Origin of the sequence: Paenibacillus thiaminolyticus, from assembly GCF_003591545.1 — a bacterium.
GTDB lineage: Bacteria > Bacillota > Bacilli > Paenibacillales > Paenibacillaceae > Paenibacillus_B > Paenibacillus_B thiaminolyticus_A.
Window position 1 is genome coordinate 1 of the sequence record NZ_QYZD01000002.1, and the last position, 15,831, is coordinate 15,831.

A 15,831-nucleotide genomic window follows, 5' to 3' on the forward strand; every position below is an offset into this window, starting at 1 on the left:
AAGCAGTGTAACACATATACCGCTCCTGACTGATTGGGGGAGTGAACGTAAGCGGTGTGACACGTAGACCTCTCCTGACTGATTGGGAGAGTGCGCATAAGCAGTGTAACACGTATACCCCTCCTGACTGATTGGGGGAGTGAACGTAAGCGGCGTGACACGTAGACCTTTCCTGATTAAATGGGAGAGTGCACATAAGCACTGCGATCATATATTCACCGCTCCTGACCGTTTGGGACAGTGTGTCATAAGCGGCGTAGCACATATTTACCATTCTTGGCCGTTGGGAGAATGCGCGTATGTGGAGAGAGTTGCGTATCAGTTATCCGGTCACCTGTTGTAGATACACAAAAAGACGCCCCTTGCCGGGACGTCTTCGGAATCGCTTTGATTTGCTCTATGCGCCTTGCACTTGCATTATTATTGCTGCTCCTCCGCCTCTTGCGCTTCTGCTTCCTGGATTAGCCCGGCGAACAGGGCGTGAACGAACTGTTCGGAATCGAATTCCTGCAGGTCCTCCATCTTCTCGCCCAAGCCGACGAGCTTGACCGGCAGGCTCAGTTCCTGGCGGATCGCGATGACGATGCCGCCTTTGGCGGTTCCGTCCAGCTTCGTGAGCACGAGGCCGGTGACGCTGCTCTTCTCGCCGAACAGCTTCGCCTGGCTGAGCGCATTCTGGCCTGTCGTCGCATCGAGCACCATGAGCACTTCATGCGGCGCATCCGGAATCTCGCGGCGGATGACGCGGAAAATTTTGTTAAGCTCTTCCATCAGGTTCGTCTTGTTCTGCAGACGGCCGGCAGTGTCACACAGCAGCACATCGACATTGCGCTGCTTCGCGGCCTGGACGGCGTCATACATGACGGCGGCCGGATCCGAACCAGCCTGCTGCTTGATGACATCTACGCCGACGCGCTGTCCCCATACTTCCAGCTGCTCAATCGCTCCGGCGCGGAACGTATCTCCCGCCGCAAGCAGCACGGACTTGCCTTCCTGCTTGAAGCGGTAGGCCAGCTTCCCAATCGTCGTCGTCTTGCCGACGCCGTTCACCCCGACGAACAGAATGACGGTCATTCCGTTCGGATTCATCGTCAGCTTGTTCGATTCGTCGCCGCGCAGCAGCTCGATCAGCTTCTCGGACAGGACGGGCTGCAGTTCCGCTGCGTCCTCGATTTTGCGCTGGCGCACTTCGACGCGCAGATCGTCAATCAGGTTCATGACGGTCGTAACGCCCACGTCCGCCCCGATCAGAATCTCTTCCAGCTCTTCATAGAACGCTTCGTCAATCTTTTTGCGCCGCGTAATGAGATCCGATACTTTCTCGACCAATCCTTGGCGAGTCTTCTCCAAGCCTTCCTTGAACTTGGTCGTAACCGATTCGGTCTTGGATGCGATGCTTTCCTTCAATTTTTTGAAAAAACTCATAGCTCCCCCGCTCCTTATGCAATGATAGCTTCCTCATCTTCCAGCTTGACGGAGACCAGCTTGGATACGCCGCCTTCCTCCATCGTCACGCCGTACAGCACATCTGCCTCTTCCATCGTGCCTTTGCGGTGCGTTACGACGATGAACTGGGTCTCCTCCGCAAATTCGCGCAAATACTGGGCGAACCGCGTCACATTGGCTTCATCCAGCGCAGCCTCCACCTCATCCAGCACGCAGAACGGCACCGGCTTCACATGCAGAATGGCGAATAAGAGCGCCATGGCTGTGAGCGCGCGTTCCCCACCGGACAGCAGCTGCAGATTTTGCAGCTTCTTGCCGGGAGGCTGCGCTACGATATCGATGCCGGTCTCCAAAATGTTGTCCGGCTCAAGCAGCACCAGATCGGCGCGTCCGCCGCCGAACAACTTAGCGAAGACGACAACGAACCGCTGGCGGATCTCATCGAAGGTCGTTTTGAACCGCTTCGACATCTCGTCTTCCATTTCGCGGATGACTTGGTACAATGCCGTTTTCGCTTCGATTAGATCGTCTTTTTGCTCGCTCAAATATTGATATCTTTCATTGATTCGCTCGTATTCTTCAATCGCTCCGAGATTGACTTCCCCGAGCGCCGAAATCTGGCGCTTCAGGTCGCGCACTTCCTGCTGGGCCGCCTCGATATCGTCCGGCATCGCATAGCGGTGCTTCGCGAGCTCGAAGCTAATCTCGTATTCATCGCTCAGCTTGCGCAGCAGATTGTCGAGTTCCACATCCAACCGGTTCGATTGGATCTCGGTCTGCCGCATCGCCTCTTCCACCTGCTTCAATTCGGTGCGCTGCTCCTTCGTATCGCTCTCGGCGATCTCCAGGCGCTCCAGGGAAGCGGCGCGATCCGCGCGCTTGAACTCGATCTGGTTCCCGGCCTCCTGCTTCTTCACGCCGAAATGATTCAGATCCTCCGTCTGCTTCATCGCTTCGCGCTCGGCCGTTTCCAGATCGATTTGCACTTGAATCAAGCTCTGGGTGAGCTGCGTATACTCCTGCTCATAGCCGTGAGCCTCTTCCTCTACTCGCTTCAAGCGCTCCTGAAGGGAGAACGTCTCCTGCTCCAGCTTGCCCTGGCGAACCTTCATGTCGGTCAGTTGGGTTTGCAGTTCCTCCTTGGCCGATTCGTTCGCCTTGCGCGCCGATTCAGCCGTCTCGATAGCGACGTGGAGACGATCCTCCTCGATCTTCAGTTCAGATAGCCGCAGCTCCGCCGTTCTGCGCCCGGACTCCAGCGTCGTCATTTCTTCGGCGGCATGGGCCAACTCCTGGCCTTCCAACTCCAGCACTTCAGCCAACTGGCGCTCTTCCTTCTCCAGTTGGGTCAGCTCGCTCGCCAGCTGCTGCTCGCTGATTCGCTTGCTCTCGCCTTGCTCGCGAAGATCATCCAGCCGCTTGACCGCCGCAACCGTCCGCTTCTTCAGCTCGGCAACCGATTCGTTCAGCTTCGCTAACTGCTTGTCTGTCGCTTTGATATCGGCGTCGAGTTGTTCGAGTTGGCGCTGCCTTCCGAGCAGATTGGCGTTCTTCTTGTTCAGGCTGCCCCCGGTCATGGAGCCGCCGGCATTGACGACGTCGCCTTCGCGGGTCACGATGCGATAGCGGTATTGGAGGCGGGCCGCAATCCGATTCGCATCCTCCAGCGTCTCCGCCAACACGACATTGCCGAGCAGGCTTCCGACCACATTCGCATAGGCTTTGTCGCTCCGCACCAGATCGGCAGCAATTCCGATATATCCTTCGGCGCCTTCCACGGCCCGGCGATCCGACTCATTCATCTTCCGGCTCCGAATGACATCGAGCGGGAGGAACGTGGCACGTCCCAACTGCCGCTGCTTCAGGAACGTAATGGCCGTCCGGGATACGGCTTCATTTTCCATGACGATGTGCTGCAGCGCAGCACCGAGCGCGGTCTCGACCGCAGTCTCGAGCTCTTCCGGCACCCGGATCAGCTCGGCTACCGCCCCGTGAACGCCCTGCAGGCTGTTGCGCCGGGCTGCCTTGAGCACCTCCCGTACCCCGAGCATGAAGCCGTCGTAATCATTCGCCAGCTCCTTCATCGTATCGCGGCGCGAGACGAGCGCATCGGCTTGCTGCTGCCATTTGCGAGCCGCTTGCTCGGTCTCGCCAAGCAGCGCTTCGTCCTTCTTCAACTGCTCGCTCTCCTGCAAATAGCGGTTCCGTATGTATGCAAGATCCTCGGCCATCGTCTCCGTGCGCCGCTTCGCATCTTCCATCCGCTTGCGCAGTTCGGCCTGCTCCTGCTCCCGCTTCGTACGGCCCTGCTTCATCTTGTGCAGCCGCTTGTCCAACGCTTCCTTTTGCTGACCGTAATAGCGGATATCATTGCGCTGCTGGGCCATCTGGTTCATAATGTCGAGCAGTTCGCCCTTCAAGCTCTCCTCCGCATCGGAGCTCGTCCCGCCGGTTACGCCGACAAGCCGCGCCTCCTCCGCATGAATGAGCCCCTTCGTCTCGACCAGCTCGCCTTCCAGCGACAGCAGCTTCTCACGGACCGCCTGAACCTCCAGTTGCTTCGTCCGCATCCGCTCCGATGTCGTCGCCAGACTGGACCGCATCTGCTGCTCATTCGCGACCAGGTTGCGCTTGCGCTCGCGGAGCACCTCGCCCTGACCTTCGCACTTCTCATACTCCTCGCTATAATGCAGCAGCGTCGCCTGCAGCCGCTCCAGTTCTTCCTCGAGCTTGCGCAGCTCGACCCGGTGCACTTCCAGCTTCGAATCATGCTCGCTTACGACCGTGGACAGCGCTAGCTCCCGTTCCTTCAGTTCAGACAGCTTCGCATTGGCCTCCTGCCAGGATGAATGCAATTGCTCAATCTGATGAATGTAGACGGCGATCTCCTTCGTTTTCAGCAATTCCTTGAGCTGCTTGAAGTGGCGCGCCTTCTCGGACTGCTCCTTCAACGGTCCGATCTGATCCTCCAGCTCCACGACCAGATCGTGAATGCGCAGCAGATTCTGCTCGGTGTCGTCCAACTTCTTCTTCGCATCCCGCTTGCGGGACTTGTACTTCACAATGCCGGATGCTTCCTCAAAAATACCGCGCCGATCTTCGGAACGCGTACTCAGAATCTCTTCGATCCGGCCTTGCCCGATAATGGAGTAGGCTTCCTTGCCGATGCCCGTATCCATGAACAATTCCGTAATATCCTTTAAGCGGCAGGGCTGCTTGTTGATAAAATATTCGCTGTCCCCCGAGCGGTGGACCCGCCGAGTGACGGTCACTTCATGGAAGTCCAGACCGAGCGTCTCGTCGGTATTGTCCAACGTCAGCGAGACTTCCCCGAAGTTCACCGCCTTCCGCGCATCGCTGCCCGCAAAGATAATGTCCTCCATCTTGCCGCCCCGCAGCGATTTGGCGCTCTGTTCGCCGAGCACCCAGCGGATGGCGTCAGATATATTGCTCTTGCCGCTGCCGTTCGGGCCGACGACACCGGTAATTCCCTGAACGAACTCCAACTCCGTTCGATCCGCGAACGATTTAAAGCCCGCCAGTTCTAACCGTTTTAAGAACATCGTTCCTCATTCACCTCAACGTTTATTGTACCATATCGCGATCCGAATCAGCCCTCTCCGTCCGGTTGTCCACGCTGCCTGACCCAGCCCCTGCTGTGGACAAAGAAAGAGCAAAAACCAGCCTGTCACGGAATGGCATCCGTTCCGTCTCGCCAGCTGCTCTTTGCTCTTTCTGCGAAACCGGCCGGCAGGATCCCGCCGGCCTAACAGTACCTTATAATTTCGGAATAACCAAGTGCTCGAGGGCTTCAGCCGCAGCCTGCTGCTCCGCTTCTTTCTTGGAGCGGCCGACTCCGCGGCCCAGACAGGTCTCTCCCATGTGAACCTCGGACACGAACTCCCGTTCATGCGCAGGTCCGCGTTCCTCTACGATACGATACTCAAGCGACCCCAGGTTATGGTGCTGCGTGAGCTCCTGCAGCTGCGTCTTGTAATCATTCGTCTGCAGCTTGCCGTCAAGCGAGATCTGCGGAAAAATATGATTCCGAAGAAACTCCCGCACAGGCTCCAGCCCTTGATCGAGATACAATGCACCGATGAACGATTCGAACACATCGGCCAGCAACGCTGGGCGTGTCCGCCCTCCCGTCAGCTCTTCGCCTTTGCCGAGCAGCACATACTTGCCGAATTGAAGCTGATTGGCAAATTTGACGAGGGAAGGCTCGCAGACGATCGATGCGCGCATCTTGGTCAGTTCTCCTTCGGGCCGTGTCGGACATTGATGGAACAAAAATTCGGACACTGTCAGCTCCAACACAGCATCGCCCAAAAATTCAAGGCGTTCATTGTCTTGGTGCTGACCGAAGCGATGTTCGTTCACGTAGGAAGCATGGGTAAACGCCTGCTTTAACAGCTGCCTGTTTCGGAAATGAATGTTCAGTTTCTGCTGTAACTGCTTCAATTCTACACTCAACAGTCTGACTCCTTACGCTTCGTATTTCGTTAATACAACGGTCGCGTTATGCCCTCCGAAGCCGAATGAGTTCGACATGGCCGTGCGGACGTCCGCCTTGCGCGGCACATTCGGCACGTAATCCAGGTCGCATTCCGGATCTTGATTCTCTAAGTTGATAGTTGGCGGAATCATGCCATGCTGCAGCGTCAATGCGCAGATAACGGCTTCCACTCCGCCGGCTGCACCAAGCAAGTGTCCTGTCATCGACTTCGTAGAACTAATTGCTACATTCCTTGCATGGTCACCCAACGCGGCCTTAATGGCCCGGGTTTCCGACCGGTCCCCGACCGGGGTCGATGTTCCGTGCGCGTTGATATAATCGATCTGCTCCGGCTGGAATCCTGCATCCTGAATCGCTCTCGTCATGCAGAGCGCAGGGCCTTCCGGATCCGGCTCCGTAATATGATGCGCATCCGCGCTCATGCCGTAGCCGGTCACCTCCGCATAGATGCGGGCTCCGCGCTCCAGCGCGTGCTCCAGCGACTCGAGAACGAGCACGCCGGCGCCCTCGCCCATAATGAAGCCGTCGCGATCGACATCGAACGGCCGGCTCGCGCGTTCCGGTTCGTCATTGCGGGTGGACATGGCGCGCATCGAGCAGAATCCGGCCATCCCGATCGGGCGGATCGTCGCTTCCGCACCGCCGCAGATCATGACGTCGGCGTCGCCGCGCTGAATAATCTTGAACGCATCTCCGATCGAGTGAGTCCCAGTCGCGCATGCCGATACGGCAGCCGTATTCGGGCCGCGCGCGCCGATCATCATCGAGATATGGCCTGACGCCATGTTCGCGATCATCATCGGAATGAAGAACGGACTAACTCGCTTAACCCCTTTTTCCAGCAAAATGCGATGCTGCTCTTCCCAAGTTCCCAGTCCGCCGATTCCCGAACCGACGATGACGCCGACCCGATCCCGGTTCGTCTGATCCATGTCCAGCTTGGCATCATCCACCGCCTTCTTGCTCGCAGCGATGCCGAATTGGACGAAGCGGTCCATACGGCGGGCTTCCTTCTTATCTATATAGTCTTCCGGATTGAAATCTTTCACGGAAGCAGCGATCTTAGTCGGGTAATCGGTCGTATCAAACGCCTCGATCTGCGAAATGCCTGACTTGCCCTCCATCAGGCTCCTCCACAAGGTCTCAAGGTCCGAACCGAGAGCCGTTACTACGCCCATCCCGGTCACTACAACCCTCTGTTTCAACGCGTATCACCTCTATATCAGTTCCGAGTTCTATTCATCAAGCGCATCCCTTAGGTAGACAACGCGCTACATACAATGTAAATGAGGAGAAGTCCCGTTACTGCTTGAACGGGACTCACTACCTGCTTACTTATGAGATTGTATGTAATTCACTACTTCTCCTACCGAAGTAATCTTCTCTGCGTCTTCATCAGAGATTTCCATATCAAACTCATCTTCCAATTCCATGACCAATTCCACAACATCGAGGGAATCAGCGCCAAGATCATCTTTAAAAGATGCTTCCAGTGTTACTTCCGCTTCATCCACGCCAAGGCGCTCAACGATGATGCGCTTCACTCGCTCAAACACTTCTGCTGACATCCGGTTCACCTCCTCCTTGGTATTATACGAAAAAACATTTTAAATTACCATATCAAAACCTCTTACAAAAAAATGCTTAAAGTCCATGGATTCATAGACTGAGAAGCCCCTACATATATATGCCGCCATCGACGTGAATCGTCTGGCCGGTCATGTACTCCGCGTCCTCCGACGCCAGGAAACGCACCGCCTTGGCGATATGCGCAGGCTGGCCGAGCTTGCCAAGCGGAATCTGGCCGAGCAGCTGCGCCTTCATGTCTTCCGACAGCACGTCGGTCATGTCGGTCTCGATAAATCCCGGCGCGACGCAGTTGACGGTAATGCCCCGGGACGCAAGCTCGCGGGCCGACGCCTTCGTCAAGCCGATGACTCCCGCCTTGGCCGCCACGTAGTTGGCTTGTCCGGGATTGCCCAGCACGCCGACGACAGACGAAATGTTGATGATGCGGCCGGAACGCTGCTTCATCATCGGGCGCGTCACGGCTTTGATGCAGTTGAAGACGCCCTTCAGATTCGTCTCGATCACTTGATCGAACTCTTCTTCTTTCATCCGCATAATTAAATTATCTCTTGTAATGCCGGCATTATTCACCAAAATGTCAATTTTTCCGAATTGTTCCAATGTACTCTTGACAAGCTGCTCGGCTTCCTCCATCTTGCCGACGTTGGCCTTCACCGTGACAGCTCTACGACCAAGGGCCGCAATCGCTGCCGCCGTCTCGGCCGCCGCCGCTTCACTTCCGGCATAATTGACGACGACATCGGCTCCGGCTTCCGCCAAATGAATGGCAATCGCCCGGCCGATACCGCGGGATGCTCCTGTGACGAGCGCTGTTTTTCCTTCCAAGCTGGACATCGGTATTCCCCCTTTCGCAAAATCTTCGATACGAGCCGTCTATACGCTCTATCGGCATGGACACGAGATAATGTCAGGCCGGCCTTGTTCGTTGCATGCGGTTACCGCATAGCCGCGCCCGTCCAGGCCATCACTCGTATGCTTCGATCGCCTCTAGACTGTTGATGGAGACGATGCGCACCGATCTGTCGATTTTTTTGATGAGACCGGACAGCACTTTGCCCGACCCAATCTCGACAAAGGTGTCCACGCCTTGATCGATCAAATAGCGGACGCTGTCCTCCCAGAGGACAGGCGAAAATACCTGTTCAACCAGCAAGCCGCGAATCTGCTCGGCCTCGGTGACCGGACGGGCGGTCACATTCGCGATGACAGGAATGCGCGCAACCTGCATCTCGATTGCCCGCAGCGCCTCGCCGAGCCGCTCGGCCGCCGGCTTCATCATCGCGGAATGGAAAGGTCCGCTCACTTCGAGCGGAATGACCCGCTTCGCTCCGGCTTCCTTCCCGCGCTCGACCAGCGCGTCGATCCCTTCGCGGGATCCGGACACGACGATCTGGCCCGGACAGTTGAGATTCGCCATCTCGACCGGGGTCCCGGCGGCGGAGATATCGCCGCACAGTGCTCCCAGCCGTTCGCGTTCGGCGCCAAGCACCGCTGCCATAGCGCCTTGGCCGCTCGGAACCGCCTGCTCCATGAACTGGCCGCGCTGGCGCACGATCGCGATCGCGTCCTCGAAGCGGAGCACGCCGGCCGCCACAAGCGCGCCGTATTCGCCCAAGCTATGTCCGGCTACATAATCCGGCCGGATGCCATGGCGCTCCAATGCCTGATACAGCGCCCAGCTCGTCGCCAGCAGCGCCGGTTGCGTGTTCGACGTCTGCTTCAAGTCGCTCTCCGGACCTTCGAATATCATCTCGGTCAACGGGAATCCCAATACCCGGTCCGCTGTCTCGAACGCTTCCCGCGCCGCCGGAACGGCATCGTACACATCCTTGCCCATGCCTACCTCTTGCGAGCCTTGTCCAGGAAAGACAAATGCCAATTTGCCCATTGGGCACACTCCTTCCAATGACTGATGTCTATAACGTATTACGGCAAGGCGCCGTGATTCGGTTCAATTTTTCGCGGCGATGGCGCCGGATTACCATTGAATAACCGAGGCCGACCAAGTCAAGCCCCCGCCGAAGCCGACGAGAAGAAGCGTGTCGCCTTCCTTCACCCGGCCTTCCTCTACCGCTTCCGCCAAAGCGAGCGGTATCGATGCCGCCGACGTGTTCGCATACTTCGGCAGATTGATGACGCATTTCTCCTCCGGCAGATTCAGACGCTCGATCGCGGCATTAATAATCCGGGTATTCGCTTGATGCGGGATAAGCAGATCGATGTCTTCTTTCGTCTTTCCCGCCTTTTTGAGCGCCTCATCGGCAGCATTGCCCATGACGCGCACCGCGAACTTGAATACTTCCCTGCCGTTCATATAGATATAATGGCGTTTGTCGTCTACGGTCTGATGCGATGCGGGGTAGCGGGAACCTCCGCCTTCCAGCTTCAAGAGCTCCTTGCCGCCGCCGTCCGCGCCCAGCTCGAATGACTGGAAGCCGCGGCCTTCCGGAACGGGACCGAGCACAGCGGCTCCGGCACCGTCTCCGAACAGGATGCACGTGTTCCGGTCTGTATAATCCGTAATTCGGGACAGACATTCCGCCCCTACGACGAGCGCATATTGGTAAGTGCCCATCGCGATGAAGTTGCTCGCATTCGCCAGCCCGTAAATGAAGCCCGCACACGCCGCCGACAGGTCGAAGGCCGCGGCGCGCTTGGCGCCGAGCCGCTCCTGAAGCAGGCAGGCCGTAGACGGGAAAGTCATGTCCGGCGTAATCGTCGTGACGACGATAAGATCCAGCTGCTCGGCCGTTATCCCGGCCGCCTTCAGCGCCTCCTGGGCGGCATGATACGCTAAATCCGATGTCGCTTCATGGTCGGCTGCAATACGCCGCTCTTTAATCCCGGTCCGGGTTACAATCCATTCGTCATTGGTATCGACCATCTTTTCCAAGTCTTCATTGGTCAATACCCGTTCGGGTACGTATTTCCCCGTACCGATAATGCCTACCGAACGCAATTTCATTCTCGCACCACTCACTTCCCGCTTGTATTCCCTCCGATTTCCGTTGCAATCGTATGAATAAGATCATGCTGCAGCGCCGTGCGCGCTTGGCGGACCGCATTCTCGATCGCCCGCGCGTCCGAAGAACCGTGGGCTTTCAACACCAGTCCGTTCAGCCCGAGCAGCGGCGCACCGCCGTGCTCCTTGTAATCCATCATCTTCTTCAGACGCTTCAAGCCCGGCATCAGCACCGCGGCTGCCAGCTTCGTATACCAGGAACGGGTAAATTCCTGCTTCAGTACACTGAACAAGGAGCCGGCCGTGCCTTCCAGCGACTTCAGAAGCACATTGCCGACGAACCCGTCGCATACGAGCACGTCGCAACTGCCTTCCAGCACATCGCGCGCCTCCACATTGCCGACGAAATGAATCGGCAGCTCTTCCAGCATCGGATATACCTGCTTCGTCAGTTCATTGCCCTTCATCGCTTCCGTGCCGACGTTGAGCAGCCCGACACGGGGCTTCGGAATGCCGTGCACCTTCTCCCGGTAAATACTGCCCATCAGCGCATACTGCACGAGATGCTCCGGCTTCGCATCCATGTTCGCTCCCAGATCGAGCGCCAGCACGCCGCGCCCGTCCATCGTCGGTATCATCGGCGACAGCGCCGGCCGCTCGACGCCGGCCATCCGGCCAACAACCAGCAGGCCCGTCGTCATGAGCGCGCCGGTGTTCCCGGCCGAGATCATGCAGTCCGCTTCCCCTTCCCGCACCATTCGTCCGGCGACAACCATCGAAGCGTCCTTCTTGCGTCTGACCGCCTTAACGGGTTCGTCATCCGCTTCGATCGTGCTCGCCGCATGAACGATGCGGACATTCGCGGGGCGGGATGTCAGCAGCCGCTCCAGCCTCGCCTCGTCCCCCACCAGCAGCAGCTCGATATCAGACCATGCCTGCGCCGCGGCAAGAACCCCCTGCACATTGCATTCCGGAGCGTGGTCTCCCCCCATGGCGTCAATGGCGATTCTCATGCTCGTCTCCTCCTTCGCTGCCGTTCATCGCGCCTGAACGGAATATGATAAAGTTGCCCTGGAACACCAGCTCCTCGCCGACATAGGTGAATACCTCCACCTTCGCTTTGCTCCGCTCCCCCGACCCGGATCGGACATACGCCTTGGCGATGCATTTCTCCCGAAGGCGCACCGGCCGGATGAACCGGATGTCCGCCGTGGCCGTCAGCGCGATCTCGTCGTTGATAACAGCCACGGCCAGCGAGTTCGCCTGCGCGAACAAATGGTGGCCTCGGGCGATATGCGTCCGCGAAAAGACATGTTCCTCGCGTATCTCGAAATACGAGATGCCGCTATGATCCAGCTGCAGATCGACGATGTCACCGATCACTTCATGCAGCGGCAGCGACCGCACCTGGTCGTAGGTCTGCTCCGCCATCATCTTCAAGCGTTCCCGCAGCTCCGGGATAGCCAACTCCATCCGGTCGAGGCGAATGGTCTGGATACTGACCTTCAGCATGCGGGTCAGTTCCTGATCGGTTACAAACGGATTTTCCTCAATGATTTTCGCCAACTGCTGTTGACGCTGTCGCTTCGGCAAACGTTGAATGACCCCGCACCACCTTCTTGTCCTGTTGTCCGGATCGTCACATCGACTTCGGAGCCTCGGAATAATCGGAATAATTACTTTATCTCATCTTCACAAATGAAGAGGCCGTTAATAGGAGCCATTAGAACCTGGTACTAATCCAGTATATATAAAATCGCCGGCAAAGAAAAGCAGAAGTTATGAAATCGGCTTCGATTAATAAAAAAACAGCGCCCCACCGATGGCGAAGCACTGCCTTTTCCTATGAATCATTATTGTTTGATGATCTCTCTTGCTTTGTATGTTCCGCACACTTTGCATACATGGTGAGCCAATTTCAACTCTCCGCATTGTGGGCACTTCACCATGCCAGGCACAGACAATTTAAAGTGCGTACGGCGCTTGTCACGACGAGTCTTCGACGTTCTTCTTTGAGGTACTGCCATGTTCTACACCTCCTTACCCAAGTTACGTGCTCTTCCAAGGCTGTCCAAAAAGTGCGGCTAGCGCTCTTCTTGAACAGAATACTTCTACTGTCGCTATTTATTTCTTGAAGAAATCTTGTAACCCCGCCAGTCTCGGGTCAATGCGCTCGTTCGAACAGCCGCAGGGCTGCTCATTGCGGTTCGTGCCGCAAGTAGGGCACAAGCCCTTGCACGATTCGCTGCACAGCGGCGCGAACGGCAAGGCCAGCAAAAGCGCGACTTCCACATAAGGCTGCAGGTCGATAAGGTCTTCCGTCACCGCAGTGACGTCGTCCTCCTCTTCCTCCGGGGAAAGATCAGTAGAGTCTGTCAGCTTGAATTGCTCATCGAACGGAATGACGTATGTCTCGGTAAACGACGTCAAACAACGCGAACATACCAGTTCCAACCGTGCGGTCAGCTGGCCATGCACGCCAACCTGTCCTTCGCCTTCCGCCCTGGCCGTCAAATCCACGGTCACCGGGTCGGGTATGGAAATATCTTTGCGGTCCCGAACCACATCGTTAGCGGAAAATGCCGATTGAATGCGGGTTTCCCGTCCTTTTGCGACAATGTCCCGAAAATGAATGTTCATAACATCACTCCAAACAAACAAAATTAATTATAGCGATTAACGTCATGCTTTGTCAACCAAATTTGTTTGACAGATTGCCGGGACATCCTCTGCCCCTCCGCCAAAAATTCGCCGTTCTCTCCTGGTTCATGGTATGATCGGATGGGAAATTCAGGAGTGCCACGACGGGTCCTAGGGCCCGCCGGACGGGCAGTCTATGCACCCTTCTGTCCATGAATCACCATCTTACCTTATTCTGTGATCGAAAGGAAGAGTGATATGAAAACGGTCGGAATCGTTGTTGAATATAACCCGCTTCATAACGGGCATCTGTATCATTTGCAGCAGTCGAAGCTCGCGGCTGAGGCGGAAGCCACCGTCGCGGTCATGAGCGGCCATTTCCTGCAGCGGGGCGAGCCCGCGCTGGCCGACAAATGGGCGCGCACCGATATGGCGCTGGCCGCCGGCGTCGACCTCGTGCTGGAGCTGCCGGTCGCATACGCCGTCCAGCCGGCCGAATGGTTCGCCTACGGCGCGGTAGCGACGCTGCAAGCCACCGGCGTCGTAGACGCGCTGTGCTTCGGCAGCGAATCCGGCGACCTGAAGCGGCTGCGCGGGGCCGCCAAGGCGCTGGCCCGCGAGCCGGACGAATTCGCCAGCCGGCTGCGCGCCGAGCTGAAGGCCGGGCGCAGCTATCCGGCCGCCTACGCCGCCGCGGCCGGACCGGTGCTGGACGGCGGCGAAGCGGCCGCCGGGAGCGAAGCGGAGCCCGGCGCGCATTGGCTGACCCAGCCGAACAATTCGCTTGGGCTGCACTATTTGCTGGCGATGCGGAGGCTGAACAGCGACATGAAGCCGCTGACGATTCCGCGCCGCGAAGCCGGCTATCACGATGCGGAGGCGCCGGAAGGCACTATCGCCAGCGCCACCGCCGTCCGGCGCCTCTGGTCCGGCTCCGGGGATCTGGCTGCGGCGGCCCGCTATGTGCCGGAGAGCACGCTTAACATACTGGAACGGGAGCATGCCTCCGGCAGGGCGCCGCTCAATTGGGAAGCGTTCCGCCGCGAGCTGTTCTATCGTCTCTACCTGCTTCCGCCCGAGGAGCTGGCGCGGTATCTGGAGGTGACCGAAGGGCTCGAGCACCGCATCAAGCAAGCGCTCCAGACGCTGGAGGAGCCCGGCGTTGAGCCGCTGATCGCGAAGCTGAAGACGAAGCGCTATACTCGGACCAAATTGATGCGAACCTTGGCCCATATCTTGCTGCATCATGATAAATTCCATTTCGGGCCGGACGCCCTCGCCACGGGTCCCGCTTACGTGCGGGTGCTGGGCTTCACCGAGCGCGGACGCCATCTGCTAAAGCGCATGAAGCGCTGCGCGGAGCTACCCATCGTCCTCAACATGACGCGCGACAACAGCCATCTGGGCGGCCGCGCCGGCCTGGAAGCGGACTCCCGCGCAACCGCCGCCTATGCCAACGCGTTCCGCGGCTGGGAAGCGAGGGCCGCCTTTCGGGACTATTATGAGCCGCCCCGCCGGTTCTAATCCCCATAACGGCGAACAACGGCTGGCATGCGCCATCCGTTGTCCGCCCCGAATCCGGTACCGAAGCCCGTATCATGTTACGAAGCTGGCTGGAGCTGCTTCACCGCCTCCAGCGCATCCTGCAGCGTCTCGACCTGCACCAGCTTCATCTTCGTGTTCATCTTGTCCATCTTCGTCTTTGCTTCCTCATAGTTGCCGGAAGGCACCAGGAACAAGACCGCCCCTTCCCTGTCGGCAGCCACGACCTTATGCTTCACGCCGCCGATCGGTCCGACCTTCCCCGAAGGATCGATTGTGCCGGTGCCGGCGATCCGGTAGCCCTTCGTCAGATCCCCCGGAGTCAAGCGGTTGATCAGCTCCAGCGTGAACATCAAGCCGGCCGAAGGCCCGCCGATATCGGATTCGTGGAAGGTTACGCTATGCTTGTTATCCTCAGGCACAACCTTCTTTTTCTCCCCGTAAGCAAGACCGAAGCCAATCCGCTGCTTGCCGCTGCCAGTCTGATCCGGGAGTTCGACAAGCTTCGCCTTGACCTGCACCAGCTTGCTCTCCCGCTCAACGACAGCCTGAATCGTCTCCCCGGCTGTCCGCCCCTTCAAAGCGGCCTGCAAATCATCGAAGCCATTCACCTTCTGGCCTTCCACTTCCATAATCCGATCATTCGTAATGAATTCATTATCAGCCAGTTGCTTATTGTTAAAGAGAACATATATGCCCTCGGATTCGATCTTGTACGGAATGCCTACCTGATTATACGCCGCCAATATCGCGACCATCTGCGAATTGCTCATGTTGAACAGCTGTTCATTGATATATTCCTGCTCGGTTCTCCCTTGAAGCGCTTCTTCCTTCTTGCCGAATTCGGCGTTCGGATCGAAGGCCCGCCACGCAATCAGCGCTAGGTTGGCATACGTTCTTCTTACCGTGGTCAGAAGGAACGTGCCCTCCTCCGTCTCGTTGCCGCCTTCCACATTGAGGAACGGCTTCACCTCTTCAGCGCTACCTGGCGTATAAATCACATACGGCGTCGGCATATACACAACGACATAGAACAGCACGATCGCAGCGAAGATCCACTTCCATCCACGGAAGCGGGGAGAACTCGGCTGCCGCCCGTACGATCTGAACTCATTTTCCATTCTCCTACCTC

General features: G+C 57.6%; 14 protein-coding genes. 1 reads left to right on the forward strand and 13 read right to left on the reverse strand.

Annotated elements, in window-relative coordinates; translation table 11 throughout:
- Positions 1–420: 420 nt before the first annotated feature.
- The 12 genes from ftsY to DQX05_RS03095 all read right to left on the reverse strand — a co-directional run bounded on the left by ftsY (position 421) and on the right by DQX05_RS03095 (position 13,157).
- Positions 421–1,425, reverse strand: a complete 1,005-nt coding sequence (ftsY, locus tag DQX05_RS03040) for a signal recognition particle-docking protein FtsY (protein WP_119790787.1) — start codon at positions 1,423–1,425, stop codon at positions 421–423.
- 14 nt (positions 1,426–1,439) lie between these two features.
- Positions 1,440–5,009: a chromosome segregation protein SMC gene (gene smc / locus DQX05_RS03045; RefSeq protein WP_119790789.1), complete on the reverse strand. Its 3,570-nt coding sequence runs from the start codon at positions 5,007–5,009 to the stop codon at positions 1,440–1,442.
- 214 nt (positions 5,010–5,223) lie between these two features.
- A complete protein-coding gene (gene rnc, locus DQX05_RS03050) occupies positions 5,224–5,922 on the reverse strand; it encodes a ribonuclease III (protein WP_119790791.1) in 699 nt (232 codons plus the stop codon).
- Between the two features lie 12 nt (positions 5,923–5,934).
- Positions 5,935–7,170: a beta-ketoacyl-ACP synthase II gene (gene fabF / locus DQX05_RS03055; RefSeq protein WP_119790793.1), complete on the reverse strand. Its 1,236-nt coding sequence runs from the start codon at positions 7,168–7,170 to the stop codon at positions 5,935–5,937.
- Positions 7,171–7,296: 126 nt separating this feature from the next.
- Positions 7,297–7,533, reverse strand: coding sequence for an acyl carrier protein (gene acpP, locus DQX05_RS03060; RefSeq protein WP_006676625.1), 237 nt, complete (start codon positions 7,531–7,533; stop codon positions 7,297–7,299).
- 109 nt (positions 7,534–7,642) lie between these two features.
- Entirely contained in the window at positions 7,643–8,389 is a 747-nt protein-coding gene (gene fabG / locus DQX05_RS03065; protein ID WP_119790795.1) for a 3-oxoacyl-[acyl-carrier-protein] reductase, read from the reverse strand.
- 130 nt (positions 8,390–8,519) lie between these two features.
- Positions 8,520–9,443 carry an ACP S-malonyltransferase gene (fabD, locus tag DQX05_RS03070; protein ID WP_119790797.1) on the reverse strand — a complete coding sequence of 308 codons (924 nt, stop codon included), beginning with the start codon at positions 9,441–9,443 and terminating at the stop codon, positions 8,520–8,522.
- A 90-nt stretch (positions 9,444–9,533) separates the two neighbouring features.
- The gene (locus DQX05_RS03075; RefSeq protein WP_119790798.1) at positions 9,534–10,520 is read right to left on the reverse strand and encodes a beta-ketoacyl-ACP synthase III; all 987 of its coding nucleotides are present in this window, start codon (positions 10,518–10,520) and stop codon (positions 9,534–9,536) included.
- 11 nt (positions 10,521–10,531) lie between these two features.
- Complete coding sequence (gene plsX / locus DQX05_RS03080) at positions 10,532–11,530, reverse strand: phosphate acyltransferase PlsX (protein WP_119790800.1); 999 nt, start codon at positions 11,528–11,530, stop codon at positions 10,532–10,534.
- Positions 11,514–12,110 (reverse strand): transcription factor FapR, encoded by a 597-nt coding sequence (gene fapR / locus DQX05_RS03085; protein ID WP_119790802.1) that lies wholly within the window; start codon positions 12,108–12,110, stop codon positions 11,514–11,516. The genes plsX and fapR overlap by 17 nt, the downstream gene beginning before the upstream one ends.
- Positions 12,111–12,370: 260 nt before the next feature.
- Positions 12,371–12,544 (reverse strand): 50S ribosomal protein L32, encoded by a 174-nt coding sequence (gene rpmF / locus DQX05_RS03090; protein WP_119790803.1) that lies wholly within the window; start codon positions 12,542–12,544, stop codon positions 12,371–12,373.
- A gap of 97 nt (positions 12,545–12,641) precedes the next feature.
- A complete protein-coding gene (locus DQX05_RS03095) occupies positions 12,642–13,157 on the reverse strand; it encodes a YceD family protein (RefSeq protein ID WP_119790805.1) in 516 nt (171 codons plus the stop codon).
- A gap of 258 nt (positions 13,158–13,415) precedes the next feature.
- Between DQX05_RS03095 and DQX05_RS03100 the strand changes: the two genes are divergently transcribed.
- Entirely contained in the window at positions 13,416–14,681 is a 1,266-nt protein-coding gene (locus DQX05_RS03100; RefSeq protein ID WP_119790807.1) for a nucleotidyltransferase, read from the forward strand.
- 77 nt (positions 14,682–14,758) lie between these two features.
- Here DQX05_RS03100 and DQX05_RS03105 read toward each other — a convergent pair whose 3' ends face one another.
- Positions 14,759–15,820, reverse strand: coding sequence for a YlbL family protein (locus DQX05_RS03105; RefSeq protein WP_119790808.1), 1,062 nt, complete (start codon positions 15,818–15,820; stop codon positions 14,759–14,761).
- Positions 15,821–15,831: the final 11 nt, after the last annotated feature.

Bases quoted from the DNA above. Each gene is read 5' to 3' on its own strand.
- ftsY (WP_119790787.1), bottom strand. From the start codon at position 1,425: ATGAGTTTTTTCAAAAAATTGAAGGAAAGCATCGCATCCAAGACCGAA.
- smc (WP_119790789.1), bottom strand. From the start codon at position 5,009: ATGTTCTTAAAACGGTTAGAACTGGCGGGCTTTAAATCGTTCGCGGAT.
- acpP (WP_006676625.1), bottom strand. From the start codon at position 7,533: ATGTCAGCAGAAGTGTTTGAGCGAGTGAAGCGCATCATCGTTGAGCGC.
- fabG (WP_119790795.1), bottom strand. From the start codon at position 8,389: ATGTCCAGCTTGGAAGGAAAAACAGCGCTCGTCACAGGAGCATCCCGC.
- fabD (WP_119790797.1), bottom strand. From the start codon at position 9,443: ATGGGCAAATTGGCATTTGTCTTTCCTGGACAAGGCTCGCAAGAGGTA.
- DQX05_RS03075 (WP_119790798.1), bottom strand. From the start codon at position 10,520: ATGAAATTGCGTTCGGTAGGCATTATCGGTACGGGGAAATACGTACCC.
- plsX (WP_119790800.1), bottom strand. From the start codon at position 11,530: ATGAGAATCGCCATTGACGCCATGGGGGGAGACCACGCTCCGGAATGC.
- rpmF (WP_119790803.1), bottom strand. From the start codon at position 12,544: ATGGCAGTACCTCAAAGAAGAACGTCGAAGACTCGTCGTGACAAGCGC.
- DQX05_RS03095 (WP_119790805.1), bottom strand. From the start codon at position 13,157: ATGAACATTCATTTTCGGGACATTGTCGCAAAAGGACGGGAAACCCGC.
- DQX05_RS03100 (WP_119790807.1), top strand. From the start codon at position 13,416: ATGAAAACGGTCGGAATCGTTGTTGAATATAACCCGCTTCATAACGGG.
- DQX05_RS03105 (WP_119790808.1), bottom strand. From the start codon at position 15,820: ATGGAAAATGAGTTCAGATCGTACGGGCGGCAGCCGAGTTCTCCCCGC.